Genomic DNA, 14,431 nt, shown 5'->3' with positions numbered 1-14,431 from the left:
GCTGAGGAACGTCCCTACAATAGAGGTAGATTATTTGCCGAACAGCTCCTTGAGCGTGTCGATGACCTTATCGGTTTTTTTTATGCGGACGGCGATGTAGGGCTTGCCGCCTGCACTGAGCATCGCTCTGCCCGCCATCTTGCCGATCAGCTCGGGCACCTCCTTGCGGCGGATATCGTTCAGATACAGCAGCAGCGAGGTATCGTTCTGTCGGATCTCATAGACGCCGATCGCGGCGGCGCGGTTGCGCACCAGCGCGATATCGACCAGCCCCATGACCGACGCGGGTACGTCGCCGTAGCGATCCAACAGCTCGTCGATGACGTCGTGCGCGTCCTCCCCGGAGCGGATGTCGGAGATCCTGCGGTAGGCGTCGAGGCGGCTGGAGAGGCTTTCGATGTAGCTTTCGGGGATATGCGCCTGCACCTGCACATCAATCAGGCAGTCGTGTTCCTCAACGGATTCCGGCTGTTCGCCCTTCTCCTCACGCACGGCGTCGCCGAGGAGCTTGATGTACATATCGTAGCCGACGTCCTCCATGTGACCGTGCTGTTCCGCGCCGAGGATGTTGCCTGCTCCGCGCAGCTCGAGGTCACGCATGGCGATCTTGAAGCCCGACCCGAACTCCGTGAATTCGCGGATCGCGGTCAGGCGCTTTTGGGAGATATCCGACAGCACCTTGGCGCCGTTGTAGGTGAAATAGGCGTAGGCGCGGCGGGAGGAGCGTCCGACTCTTCCGCGGATCTGGTGGAGCTGAGAGAGCCCGAAGCGGTCGGCGTTCTCGATGATCAGCGTGTTGGCGTTCGGCAGATCGACGCCGGTCTCGATGATGGTGGTGCAGACGAGGACATTGACCTCCTGATTGAGCATTTTACGCCATACGTCGCTGAGCTCCTGCTCGCTCATCTTGCCGTGACCGACGGCGATATTGGCTTCGGGAATCGCCTCGCCGATGCGGATCGCCTTTGCTTCGATCCCTTCGACGTTGTTGTAGAGATAGAATACCTGTCCGCCGCGCCTCAGCTCCCGGCGGATCGCCTCATTGATGACGGCGGAATCATGCTCGAGTACATAGGTCTGGACGGGATGACGGTCGAGGGGCGCTTCTTCGATGACGGACATATCGCGGATGCCGCTCATCGCCATGTTCAGGGTGCGGGGGATGGGGGTCGCCGAGAGGGTGAGGATGTCGATATTCTTGCGCATCTCTTTGAAATGCTCTTTCTGCGCAACGCCGAAGCGCTGTTCCTCATCGATGATCGCAAGTCCAAGATCGCGGAATTCCACATCCTTTTGCACCAGACGGTGGGTGCCGATGATCATATCGATCTCGCCGTGTTTGAGCTTTTCGAGGATCTCCTTCTGCTGAGCGGGAGAGCGGAATCGGGAGAGCAGTTCCACACGGATCGGGTAGCCGTCAAAGCGGTTCAGCACGGTCTGGTAGTGCTGCCACGCGAGGATGGTGGTGGGGCAGAGCAGGGCGCATTGCTTGCTGTCGGACACGCACTTGAATGCCGCCCGTAGCGCGACCTCGGTCTTGCCGAAGCCGACGTCGCCGCATAGCAGTCGATCCATCGGCACGGCGCGGGTCATATCGTGCTTGATCTCATCACAGCAGCGCAGCTGATCTTCGGTCTCCTCATAGGGGAAGCCTGCTTCAAAGTCATGCTGCCACTCGTTGTCGTCGGAGAAGGCATGCCCCTGCGCTTGCATACGCTTGGAGTAGAGCTCGATCAGCTCCTTCGCCATCTCCTTGGCTGCGGCTTTGACCCTGCGTTTGGAGTTGACCCACTCCTTGGAGCCGAGCCGGTTGAGCTTGACGCGGCTGTTTTCCTTGGGGCCGATGTATTTTGCCACCAAATCGAGTTGGGTGACGGGGACATAGAGGTTGTCGCCCTTGGCGTACTCGATCATGATGTAGTCCTTCAAAAAGCCCTGTACATCCATTTTGCGGATGCCGCGGTAGATGCCGATACCGTGGATGGAGTGTACCACGTATTCGCCCACGGAAAGCTCGCTGAGATTGTAGACCGCCTTGCCGTCCTTGGGGGTACGGCGGCGTTTCTTTTTGTAAGAGGAGTTGACGGCTGACAGGGTGTATAGGATGAAATTCTGTTCGGGGTATTCGATGCCCGCGCTGAGCATACCGGGCATAATATAGACGAATCCGCGTTCCGCGTCGTCCAATTCCTTGACATAGCGGGCGTTGACGCCCTTTTCGTTAAGCAGGGTGCAGAGGTTCTCGGCTCCCTTTTCGGTACCGGCGAGGATGACGACCGCCATACTGCCGTAGCCGATATCCTCCAGATCCTCGATCAGCGCGGTGCTCTGACCCGACCACGGCGAGGTCTGACGAGCGTTGAAGGTCACCGCGGCAGACAGCTCCGTGTTGTAGGACGAGTGGGAGAAGGTGTCGAGGAAGATCGCCGCGCGGTCGAGCAGGATATTCATGCTCTGTGTGAAGTTGAGGGAGTAGGTCTCAAAGCCGCGGCATAATACGCCGTCCGCGAACAGCGCCTTGAGCTCCTCCTTTTCATGGAAGTCCATGGAGCGGTCGCGTTCCTTGACATTTTTGTATTCGGAGATAAAGACGATCTCGTTATCATCAAAATAATCGAAGAGGGTAGCGGGCTTGTTGTAGACCAGAGAAATGTATTTATCATAGGTCGCAAAGCTCAGCCCCGAGCGAAGCATATCCGCTTCCTTTTGCAAACGTTCCTTTGCCTTTTGACTGCCTTCGCTTTTGAGATAGGCGGCCTTTCGGCTGATCTTGTCGGCGAGCTTTTCTTTGTCGTCGATCAGGATTTCGCCCGAGGGGGTCAGCTCGATTTCCTCACAGTAATCGGTACGGCGCTGGGTTTCGACGTCGAAGTAGTTGATGGTGTCGATCTGATCGCCCCACAGCTCGATACGCACGGGCGCGTCGCTGTCGGGCATGAACAGGTCGATGATGCCGCCGCGGATGGAGAACTGACCGCTGCCCTCGACGTTGTCACAGCGCTCATAACCGAGCAGGATCAGCGATTTTTCAAAGGCGGGCAGGTCGATCTCGACGTCAGGCTTGAGCGTTTTGCTGACCGACTGCAGGACATCCTTTGGGATGGTGAACTGCGCCGCTGCGTCGAGCGTGGCGATGATGACGTCATAGTCGCCGCTGAGCATACGGCTGAGCACGTTCAGGCGCTGGTGCTCATATTCATGCGACTTGATCTGCGACGGGATGTAGATGAAATCCTTCTTCGGATAGACCAGCGCGCGAAGTCCCATAGCGCTCAGATCGTTGCATAAGATCTGCGCTTCCTGCTCATTTTGGGCAACACAAAAGGCTCTGACGGCGTTATCCCGGCAGAGCGATGTGATAATATTGGCTTTGTGAACGCCCGATACGCCGATCGCCGCAGCGCGTGACCGGGTATGGACGGCATTGTCCAACGCCTTGTACTGCTTGGTGCGTTGGATGACATGATCTAAAAATTGCATAGTTTCCTCTTGGATAACGGTTAACGGTTAACGGTTAACGGTTGTGGGAAACGCTTCGCGTTTTGGATTCCTGTATAAAATGATCGAGCAAAGCGAGATACAATCACCGTTCACCATTCACCATTCACCGCAATTAACGCTGTGCGTTAATTGTAAAGGTTCATCGCCTTGTCGATGTCGCCGTCCACGATGTGTTCCACCGCGCCCTTGATATCGGGCAGACGCTCGGCGATGAGCTTTTTGTCCTTGTCGGTAAAGCGGCTGAGCACCCAGTCCTTGAGCTCGTAATCGGGATGCGGCTTTTTGCCGATGCCGATCTTGACGCGCGGGAACTCGTCGGAGCCGCTGAGATAGATGATGTTCTGCAGTCCCTTTTGCCCGCCGTCCGAGCCCTTGCGGCGGATGCGGATCACGCCGACGTCAAGGGAGATGTCATCAGACAGTATCACAACCTGTTGGGGCGGGATCTTGTAGAAATTCATCGCCTCGGTGACCGCCTGACCGCTGAGGTTCATATAGGTGGAGGGCTTCATCAGCAGACAGCGCTTGCCGCTGATTCTCGCCTCACCGACGGTGGATTTGAATTTGATCTTGTTGATCTTCACACCCAGCTCCTCGGCGATATAGTTGATGGCGATGAAGCCCGCGTTATGGCGGGTGCCCTCATACTGCTTGCCGGGGTTGCCGAGTCCGACGATGATGTATTCGATGCTGTTGTTGGTGAATTCTTTCTTTTTGAAAAGCATTTGTTTATACTCCAAAGAAAGGGAGCGGTAAGGCTCCCTTTCACAATAAATCGATTGAGATTGCCACACTCCCGATACTCAGATCGAAAGATCGCAATGACATTTGTTATACAAACATCGGAGAAACCGGCTTGTCCTCGTAGATCCTCTCGATCGCCTCGGCAAAGAGCGGAGCGGTGGAGAGCACGGTGAACTTGTCGAGCATCTTCTCCTCGGGGATCGGAACGGTATCCAGCAGGATACATTCCTTGATCGCGCTGTCGCGGATACGGTCGATCGCGGGTCCGGAAAGTACCGCGTGAGAAGCGCAGGCGTATACCTCGGTAGCGCCTCCCTTTTCGACGATCGCGTTCGCGGCGTTGCACAGGGTGCCGGCGGTGTCGATCATATCGTCGACGAGGATGCACTTTTTGCCCCTGACCTCACCGATGATGTTCATGACTTCGGAAACATTGGCGCGCTGTCTGCGTTTGTCGATGATCGCGATGGGGCAGCCGATCTTAGCCGCGAAGTTACGCGCTCTGGTAACGGAACCGAGGTCGGGAGATACGACAACAAATTCGTCCGCGTGACCCTCGACCTTCTTCTTCATGTGCTTCGCGAGCATCGGCGCGCCGACAAGATGGTCGACGGGGATGTTGAAGAAGCCCTGGATCTGAGCCGCGTGCAGATCCATCGTCAACAGACGGTCCGCGCCGGCGGTGGTGATCAGGTCGGCAACCAGCTTGGAAGAGATCGGATCACGAGCCTTGGCTTTACGATCCTGACGCGCGTAGCCGAAGTACGGAACAACGGCGGTGATGGAGGAAGCGGAAGCTCTCTTCATCGCGTCGATCATTATCAAAAGCTCCATGAGGTTGTCGTTGACGGGCGAGCAGGTCGACTGCACGATGAAGCAGTCGGAACCGCGGACGGATTCATGCAGAGATACCGCGATCTCTCCGTCCGAGAAGGTGGCGCAGTCGCTCTTACCGAGCGGGATACCTAAGCAATCCGCAATGCCGTGAGCGACAGCCTTGTTGGAGTTGAGCGTAAAAATCTTGATGTCCTTACCGTGTGAATTCATTATGTGTCCCCCTAAATGAATTATTGTAATAATGTATATTAACCTTGCGGTTTGGATGCGGTTCAGGCTCCCTTTCCCAAGGGAGCTGTCGCGAAGTGACTGAGGGTTGAATCATTTCATGATGGATACTACCAAAGGGGATGAGCAACCCTCCGACCAAATCGGCAAGCCGATTTGCCCACCTCCCTTAGGAAAGGGAGGCTTTAATACCCCTTTGCTCTCGCGATCTCATTCAGCTCAGCCAGCTGCGCGGGATCGTTGGCGCCGAGGACGGTGTCGGGCGATTGCGCCGTGAAAGCGCCGACCTTTTTGCCGTTTTGCAAGAGCAGATAAAGCGCGTCGGGCAGATAATATTCTTTTGCGAAATTATTTGCTTTGATATTGTCCAGCACGCTGAGCAGATCGGCGGTATCGAACCAGTAGCCGCCGGAGTTGACCTCTTGGATCTTGAGGGTCGCTTCATCGGCTTCTTTCTGTTCAACGATATTCTTCAAGGTGCCGTCGGCATTGCGGACGATCCTGCCGTAGCCGGTCGGGTCGTCGAGCATTGCGCTGATGACGGTCGCGGAAGCGCCGCTCTCGTTATGATCGTTGTATGCGTCGGCGATGGTTTCGGTGTCCATGAACGGCGCGTCACCGCACAGGATCACAACGTCGCCGCCTTTTTCGTTAAGAAAATCCTTCGCCATCATCACGGCATGACCCGTGCCGAGACGTTCGCTCTGCAGTACATGAGATACCGCAAAGGGAAGGGAGTCAAGATACGCTTCGGTGACCTCGGTCTTGAAGCCGGTGACGACACAGATGTCGTCGATCCCCGCCGCCTTGACCGCGTCGATGACCCAGCGGAGCATCGGCTTGCCCAGTACTTCATTCATGGGCTTCGGAATATCGGATTTCATTCGTTTTCCTTCGCCGCCGGCGAGGATAACGGCACATTTATTGTTCATGAATTAACCTCACAAAAAGTCATAGTGAAAACGGATCACACCGAACGAGCTGTGCAAACAATCACAGAAGAGTATTGTCCGAGCGGAGCAAATCTCATTCATTATTCACTATTCATTATTCTTTTTTTACTGCACACAGCGCACTTGGGCGCTCTCGTAGATAATACTATTATCGCATATATTTTTTTATTTGCAAGAACTAATTACAAAAATATGACAATTTTATCATTTTCAACAATATCCACAAAATATACGAATGACTTTTGTGCCCCTTTTTTTGGCTTTTTTTCTCTTTTGTATAGTATTTTCGCGCGGGTTTTGTTATAATACAGTTGTATATGTATGCTGTGGCAAAATATGCCGCAGTCCTTACTATAACAAACTTTTAGGAGGAGATTCCAATGAGCAAAAAATGGGTTTACCTTTTTAAAGAAGGTAACGCTGACATGAGAGAACTTCTCGGCGGTAAAGGTGCTAACCTCGCTGAGATGACCAACATCGGTCTGCCTGTTCCTCAGGGCTTCACGATCACCACAGAGGCTTGTACTCAGTATTATGAGGACGGCCGCCAGATCAATCCTGAGATCCAGGATCAGATCAATGAGTATATCGGTAAAATGGAAGAGATCACCGGTAAGAAGTTCGGTGACAAGGAGAATCCGCTTCTCGTATCCGTTCGTTCCGGCGCGCGTGCTTCCATGCCCGGTATGATGGACACCATCCTGAACCTCGGTCTGAACGAGGAAGTTGTAGAGACCATCGCTGTACAGAGCGGTAATCCCCGCTGGGCTTGGGACTGCTACAGAAGATTTATCCAGATGTATTCCGACGTTGTTATGGAAGTCGGTAAGAAGTATTTTGAAGAGCTCATCGACGAGATGAAGGCTGACCGCGGCGTTACTCAGGACGTCGAGCTGACCGCTGAGGACCTCAAGGAACTCGCTGGCAAGTTCAAGGCTGAGTACAAGGCGAAGATCGGCGAGGATTTCCCGACCGATCCCAAGGAGCAGCTCATGGGCGCTGTCAAGGCTGTATTCCGTTCTTGGGATAACCCCCGCGCGAACGTATATCGCCGCGACAACGATATCCCCTACAGCTGGGGTACTGCCGTAAATGTCCAGTCGATGGCGTTCGGTAACATGGGCGACGACTGCGGTACCGGCGTTGCGTTCACCCGCGATCCCGCTACCGGCGACAAGGGTCTGTTCGGTGAGTTCCTGACCAACGCACAGGGCGAAGACGTTGTTGCAGGCGTTCGTACCCCCATGCACATCTCCGAGATGGAGCAGAAGTTCCCCGAGGCATTCGCTCAGTTCGTTGAGGTTTGCAAGACCCTCGAGGATCACTACAGAGATATGCAGGATATGGAGTTCACCGTTGAGCACGGCAAGCTCTATATGCTTCAGACAAGAAACGGCAAGCGTACCGCTCAGGCGGCTCTGAAGATCGCTTGCGACCTCGTTGACGAGGGTATGAGAACCGAGGAAGAGGCCGTTCTGATGATCGACCCCAGAAACCTCGATACACTCCTGCATCCGCAGTTCGACGCAAAAGAGCTCAAGGCTGCTACTCCGGTAGGCAAGGGCCTGGGCGCTTCTCCCGGCGCTGCCTGCGGTAAGGTCGTCTTCACCGCTGAGGATGCTAAGGCTCAGGGCGGCGCAGGCGAAAAGGTCGTTCTGGTTCGTCTCGAGACCTCTCCCGAGGATATCGAGGGTATGAAGGCTGCTCAGGGCATCCTGACCGTTCGCGGCGGTATGACCTCTCACGCGGCTGTTGTCGCTCGCGGTATGGGTACCTGCTGCGTATCCGGCTGCTCCGACATCGCTATGGATGAGGAGAACAAGCAGTTCACTCTCGCCGGCAAGACCTATCACGAGGGCGATTATATCTCCATCGACGGTTCTACCGGTAACATCTATGACGGCATCATCCCCACTGTTGACGCTACCATCGCCGGTGAGTTCGGCCGCGTCATGGATTGGGCTGACAAGTACAGAACCCTGAAGGTTCGCACCAACGCTGATACTCCCGCTGACGCTAAGAAGGCTCGTGAGCTGGGCGCTGAGGGTATCGGTCTGTGCCGTACCGAGCATATGTTCTTTGAGGCTGACAGAATCGCCGCGTTCCGCGAGATGATCTGTGCCGATACCGTAGAAGAGCGCGAGGCTGCTCTGGATAAGATCCTGCCTTATCAGCAGGGCGACTTCGAGAAGCTGTATGAAGCGCTCGAAGGCAACCCCGTAACCATCCGCTTCCTGGATCCGCCTCTGCACGAGTTCGTTCCCACCGAGGAAGCTGACATCGAGGCGCTGGCTAAGGCTCAGGGCAAGAGCGTTGAGGATATCAAGGCTCTGATCGCTTCTCTGCACGAGTTCAACCCGATGATGGGTCACCGCGGCTGCCGTCTGGCTGTCACCTATCCCGAGATCGCTAAGATGCAGACCAAGGCTGTTATCCGCGCTGCGATCAACGTCAAGAAGGCTCATCCCGATTGGACACTCGTTCCCGAGATCATGATCCCGCTCGTCGGCGACATCAAGGAGCTCAAGTATGTCAAGAAGTTCGTTGTAGAGACCGCTGACGCTGAGATCGCCGCTGCAGGCGCTGATCTCAAGTATGAGGTAGGTACCATGATCGAGATCCCGAGAGCTGCTCTGACTGCTGACGAGATCGCGACCGAGGCTGACTTCTTCTGCTTCGGTACCAACGACCTGACTCAGATGACCTTCGGCTTCAGCCGTGACGACGCGGGCAAGTTCCTCGACGCTTACTATGACGCCAAGATCTTTGAGAACGATCCGTTCGCTAAGCTCGATCAGACCGGCGTAGGCAAACTGATGGATATGGCGATCAAGCTCGGCAAGCCCGTCAATCCCGCACTCCATATCGGTATCTGCGGCGAGCACGGCGGCGACCCGACTTCTGTTGAGTTCTGCCACAAGATCGGTCTTGACTATGTATCCTGCTCACCCTTCCGTGTTCCGATCGCTCGTCTGGCTGCTGCTCAGGCTGCTATCAGCAACAAGTAAGAGTTGACAGAATAATAGTTTAACCCAATAACAAGGCGCTGTGATTTCGGTCACAGCGCTTTTTGCGTTTTGGAAAAATGGAAGAACACATGATTTTTTGTTGACAGTGTTTTCATCTGATATTATAATAGAAGTGACAAATTATAAAGAAAGGAGTTATATTATGTCAGTATTTATGGTCATTGTCGGTATCCTGATGGTGATCGGCGGTATCGTTTGTGCTGCATCACCGATCGCGACCACCCTCAGCCTGATGTACTTTTTCATGATCCTGCTGTTTGTGACCGGTATCACGTTCCTGATCGACAGCATCAGATTTCGCTTTGTTCCGGGCATCGTTCTGGGAATCCTGTCCCTGATCGCGGGCGGCTTTATCCTGTTCTCTCCCAACATGTCGTTCATGACAGAAACGATCATGCTGTATATCATGGCGGCTTGGTTCGTCATCCGCGGTATCTTCGGCTTGGTCAACGTGATCCGTATGAGAAGGTTTGTCAGCGGCGGATTGTTCGTGCTGGGACTGATCGTCTCGATCCTCGTGATTTGTGCCGGTATCTATTCGTTCACCAATCCGGCTATCTTCGCGGGTGCTCTCGGTGTTATGGCGAGCTGCTACTTCATCGTGGAAGGAATCGATCTGATCGTTTTAGGCTGCATCGGCGGCAATCGTTTGAGACCGTTGTAATCGTTATTTGATTATTACAAAAACCTCTGAGTGTTCTTTTACATTCGGAGGTTTTTTCAATATACTTAGCATTGTCATTGCGAGGGCTGTTTGGGGTCCCCGACGCGCTTTGCACGGTGGGGAGAGGAGGAACCGCCACACGAGATCAAAGCGTACCGACCGGATACGCTTATCGAGTACGGCGAGTGACGACGATGTGGCAATCTCACCCGAATAAATGGTAAGATACCCATTGCTTATTCCGGGAAATTTTTTCTGATTTATTGAAACCAAAACGGTGTTTCAATTGTATTATTAATGAAGGAGGGAGATAAAGCGATGGCTGACAAGACCTTTGCCGGGCTGAGTTACGATGACGTACTGAAAAAATATGCCGACACGGTCGCGGGCGTATGTGTGATGCGGCTGCAAAAATGGGCTGACGCCGAGGATTGCTTTCAGAATACCTTTATCAAGCTCTTTCAAAAGTCTCCCGACTTCCGATCCGAAACCCATCTGAAAGCATGGCTGATCCGCGTCGCCATCAATGAATGCCGCAATTATATCGCGAAAAACCGCCGCTTTCTCTCCCTCGAGAATCTCAGCCGCGAGCCGGTCGAATGGCGGGATAATGAGCGCGATGTTTCATGGGCGCTGATGCGCACCGAGCCGAAATACCGCGAGGTGCTGTATCTGTACTACTGCGAGCAGTACAAGGTCGCGGAGATCGCCGAAATACTCGGCAAAAATCCCAACACCGTGAAAACGCTCTTAAAGCGCGGCAGGGAGAAGCTCAAACAAATCTATGGAGGTGACGAGGATGAAAAAGCTGAACTTTGACAGTCTGAATAACATCAAAGCGCCCGAGCAGTGGATCAAAAACGCCGCCGCCATCCCGGAGCTTCCGCAAAAAAAGCGCGCCTTTCCGCTGTACCGTGTCGCCGCCGCGGCAAGTATCGTGCTGGTGAGCGTGATCGGGTTGCTGACCTATTTGTCCTTCGGCGATCATGCGCCGATCAAATTGCAAGACAACGTTGCTGACGATGTACAGCCGACCGACGCGGCTGATACTGTGACATTTCCCGATGACGGAGATGTTCCGAGCCTCGATTCAATACTCCCGACATTGCCCCGTGTCTATCCAACCGACGCGGCGGGTGATCCTGTGATCGATAATCCGACCCATCCGCAGTCGGCAAGAGAAAAAGCATCCGTCACGGCTCCGACGGAAAAGGATGGTTCCGGATCAAAGATCGTGATCCCTACCGAGATCGCGGCGGAGCCGACACAGGGAGTACCGTCGGCGCAAGCTCCCGAGCCAACGGATCCGCCGATCCCGACAGAGCCGCCGGAGGTACCGATCCCGACGGAGGGTCAGGGGGAAATTCCCGCGGGCGGGCTCTGCTTTACCGCGACCTTTCCCGCGTCAATGATCGAAGAGGGTGAGCCGATCTACTGTATGTATCAGGAACTTGGCTACGCAATTGTTGCGGAGGATCAGCAGGATCTGCCGGTGCAGTATACTGTGATGAAAAACGGAATGGTGTTCGCTATGTATGAACCGGTTGATTATGATTACGGAGAAGCGTCAACGACCTTTGAGTATATGTTTTATCAAAACGGAAAGGTGCTCGCACGAGGTACGGTGACGGTGTAAGGCAGATATGATTCCACAATGATGCAACGTTTTGTTTCCTCAACCAACGTGGTTCTTTTTCCAACACACTGCCGCGGGAGGTGCACAGTGGCGCTTAGCCAATCGCTGTGCTCTTGGAGCGCTGTTGCATGGGAGTTGTATGCCAAATCACAGATTTGGACAACTCCTCAAAGCCCCTCCCCTACAATAATTAATCAAAAGGAGGAATTCACATGAAAAGAGTAATAGCATTATGCTTAGTATTGATCATGCTGTTCAGCTGCGGCGCCGTTGCGGCGTCTGCTGAAAGCAATGATGACTATTTGAAGAAGCTGACCCCCGCGTTGATCCAAGAGATCAATGACCCTTCCGAAGTCATGATAGGGGTGTATATCTTTTTAAAGCCTTGTCCTGATAAACAGCATGTTGAGGAAATCATCAGTCAAAAATATACATGGACGAACCAGCAGGAGCACCTGATGTATTACCGCAAAGAAATGTCGGCGATCATCGGTGCATATGTGCAAGGTTTTATCGATGACAACGCTGATTTGTTGTATAAGGTCATCTGTCAGACCGATGCCGCAGAGTTCATCATCGCGGAAGTATCGAAGGATAATGTACCCAAGCTGGCGCAACTGGATATCGTACAGGATATGGATACCTATGGGTCATACAGTACGCCTACGGCGATCACCGAAATGATCGCTCCCGCCGCGAATGAGCAGTACTATGATCCCCGCCATACCATCACCGCGAGGGATATCGATCTCAGAGATTATTATCAATTCCGTGATTCGGACGTGTATGCGGTTCACTTTTATGTGCGGAATCTGTGCTATTATACTGTCATGATCGAAGAGCGCATCGGCGACTGGCTGCTCGAATGTTCCCATCCGGAGCCGTTCCTCTTTGTGAATGACCGGCTGTACGGTTTCAAAGAGGCGTATGACGCAGGATTGATGACGGACGATATGCTCGAAGAGCTCGCCGGCTCATCTTTTAAGGGCGATTATGTTTTACCGCTTTTGACCCGTTATATCAAAGGTGACGCGGACGGTGACGGTGGTGTGAGTATCATCGACGCGACCTGTGTACAGCGGCATGAAGCCGGGATCGCCACCACCTCTTTCTTTAAGCCCCTCGCGGATGTGGACGGCGACAGCGAGGTCAACGTCATCGACGCGACCTTGATCCAGAGAAGCAAAGTCGGATTGTATACCATCGAATAGGGTTGAGCATTGCTCCAAGACGCGCAAGTGGAAAAATGACCTATTGAGAGGAGAATGAACATGAAAAAAGTATTATCACTGTTATTAGCGACAACCGTTTTGCTGAGCTGTCTTGCCGTGATGACAGTATCTGCCGAAGCGGTGACAAAGCTGCCCTCCGGCTATTATGTGGTCGGATCGTTCAATAACTGGACGCTCGACAAAGCATATCGTATGCACAGCGAACCCTATGACTGTGACAACGACAAGGGAGATTACTATATCCTGAAAGGGATCAAACTGAACACGGGTGACGAGCTGAAAGTAGGTTATACCGAAAGCGGACTTAAAATCAACGCATGGTACCCCGACAGTGGTCCGCAGACGAATTACATCATACCGAAGGATTCCTATTATAATATCGCGTTTGCTCTTCCGACTGACGAAACCTTAGGAGATTGGGACTGGCAGCTTTGGGTGGAACCCTGTGATCCGCCGACCGATGTCAGTCAGCCTGTCGATCCCGAGCCTGTGATCGATCGCACCAAACAGCTGTGGGACGATCATCAAACACCGACCGCCGGGGATATCGAAGAAGCCGTGAACGAGCAGTTCAACAGCCGTACATGGATTGAAGCGGAGGATATTATGGTCTTTAACACCTATTGCTTCGACTCTACGCCCGCATATGTGGTGGATTTCGGCGTAAAGGGTTACGGTATTTATTGTGAGGTCATCACGGAAGAGTGTTTCGGCGATTACCTCTTCTGGTCGGCTTCCTCTTATGAACCGAGCATCTACGTTGATAACAAGCTGTATACCTTTACAAAGGCGTATCAGGCAGGTGTTTTGACGCAGGAGATGCTGCAAGAACTGTTAGAAGCAAATTATCGCGGCGGCGGATATTACGGTGAGAACAGTTGCAGGATACTGCCTGTAATCAAAGGTGACGCAGACGGTGACGGTGATGTGAGTATCATCGACGCGACCTGTGTACAGCGGCATGAAGCCGGAATCGCCACTACCTCTTTCTTTCAACCGCTCGCGGATGTGGACGGCGACAGCGAGGTCAGCGTCATCGACGCGACCCTGATCCAGAGAAGCAATGCCGGATTGTATACCATCGAATGAGTGCTAAAGCGTCCGCAGGACGAATTGCCCTCGTTATGGTCAGGAAGTGTTTTGTACCGTTTTTGATCGGTTGAGATTGCCACAGGGCTGACCCGTGTGTCGAGCCCCTCGCAATGACGATTTTGAATAATCCCCATTTTTTCATCCCCTTATCAAGGCGCTGCGGCTGCGGTCGCGGCGCCTTTCCTCTATCTGTCCAAAAAAGTACGATTGCATATTGACTTTTGCGCTTTAATGTGTTATCATCAACCGTGTTAAGGTTGAACCCTCCGAGTCGGCTCGGAGAGCCGACCCACCTCCCTTGGGAAAGGGAGGCTTAAGGAGTTATTGTGATGATCGTCAAGAATACCGAAAAATTCAATAACTGCTTTACCTTTACCTACGCGCGCTTTTATGCGGGCTTTTATTGCTTTGCAAAGAATGAGTAAGCTGCTCGAAGGGTAACAGGTGCTTTAGTTGATTAGTAAGCGGTTCTGTTTTCGGGCAGAGCCGCTTTTTTCGCCTTCCCCTTGAGGGGA

10 protein-coding genes are annotated in these 14,431 nt (G+C 53.3%); 6 read left to right on the top strand and 4 right to left on the bottom strand.

The window, feature by feature from the left end:
- Positions 1–30: 30 nt before the first annotated feature.
- The 4 genes from mfd to JKK62_RS05895 all read right to left on the bottom strand — a co-directional run bounded on the left by mfd (position 31) and on the right by JKK62_RS05895 (position 6,242).
- Positions 31–3,480, bottom strand: coding sequence for a transcription-repair coupling factor (mfd, locus tag JKK62_RS05910; protein ID WP_186832818.1), 3,450 nt, complete (start codon positions 3,478–3,480; stop codon positions 31–33).
- 146 nt (positions 3,481–3,626) lie between these two features.
- Positions 3,627–4,226: an aminoacyl-tRNA hydrolase gene (gene pth / locus JKK62_RS05905; protein ID WP_186832819.1), complete on the bottom strand. Its 600-nt coding sequence runs from the start codon at positions 4,224–4,226 to the stop codon at positions 3,627–3,629.
- A gap of 106 nt (positions 4,227–4,332) precedes the next feature.
- Positions 4,333–5,292, bottom strand: a complete 960-nt coding sequence (locus JKK62_RS05900) for a ribose-phosphate diphosphokinase (RefSeq protein WP_186832820.1) — start codon at positions 5,290–5,292, stop codon at positions 4,333–4,335.
- A gap of 203 nt (positions 5,293–5,495) precedes the next feature.
- Positions 5,496–6,242: a sugar phosphate nucleotidyltransferase gene (locus JKK62_RS05895; RefSeq protein ID WP_186832821.1), complete on the bottom strand. Its 747-nt coding sequence runs from the start codon at positions 6,240–6,242 to the stop codon at positions 5,496–5,498.
- A gap of 401 nt (positions 6,243–6,643) precedes the next feature.
- Between JKK62_RS05895 and ppdK the strand changes: the two genes are divergently transcribed.
- The 6 genes from ppdK to JKK62_RS05865 all read left to right on the top strand — a co-directional run bounded on the left by ppdK (position 6,644) and on the right by JKK62_RS05865 (position 13,913).
- A complete protein-coding gene (gene ppdK, locus JKK62_RS05890) occupies positions 6,644–9,271 on the top strand; it encodes a pyruvate, phosphate dikinase (protein WP_186832822.1) in 2,628 nt (875 codons plus the stop codon).
- A gap of 163 nt (positions 9,272–9,434) precedes the next feature.
- Entirely contained in the window at positions 9,435–9,956 is a 522-nt protein-coding gene (locus tag JKK62_RS05885) for an HdeD family acid-resistance protein (RefSeq protein ID WP_186832823.1), read from the top strand.
- A 318-nt stretch (positions 9,957–10,274) separates the two neighbouring features.
- A complete protein-coding gene (locus tag JKK62_RS05880) occupies positions 10,275–10,775 on the top strand; it encodes an RNA polymerase sigma factor (RefSeq protein WP_186832824.1) in 501 nt (166 codons plus the stop codon).
- The gene (locus JKK62_RS05875) at positions 10,756–11,592 is read left to right on the top strand and encodes a RodZ family helix-turn-helix domain-containing protein (protein WP_186832825.1); all 837 of its coding nucleotides are present in this window, start codon (positions 10,756–10,758) and stop codon (positions 11,590–11,592) included. Before JKK62_RS05880 ends, JKK62_RS05875 begins: the two co-directional genes overlap by 20 nt.
- A 212-nt stretch (positions 11,593–11,804) precedes the next feature.
- Positions 11,805–12,803, top strand: a complete 999-nt coding sequence (locus tag JKK62_RS05870; protein ID WP_186832826.1) for a dockerin type I repeat-containing protein — start codon at positions 11,805–11,807, stop codon at positions 12,801–12,803.
- Between the two features lie 60 nt (positions 12,804–12,863).
- Positions 12,864–13,913, top strand: coding sequence for a dockerin type I repeat-containing protein (locus tag JKK62_RS05865; protein WP_186832827.1), 1,050 nt, complete (start codon positions 12,864–12,866; stop codon positions 13,911–13,913).
- Positions 13,914–14,431 lie beyond the last annotated feature (518 nt).

The sequence above is a fragment of the Ruminococcus difficilis genome (genome assembly GCF_016680995.1).
Note: the sequence above shows the minus strand (reverse complement) of the source record. Positions and strands in the feature narration are given on the sequence as shown.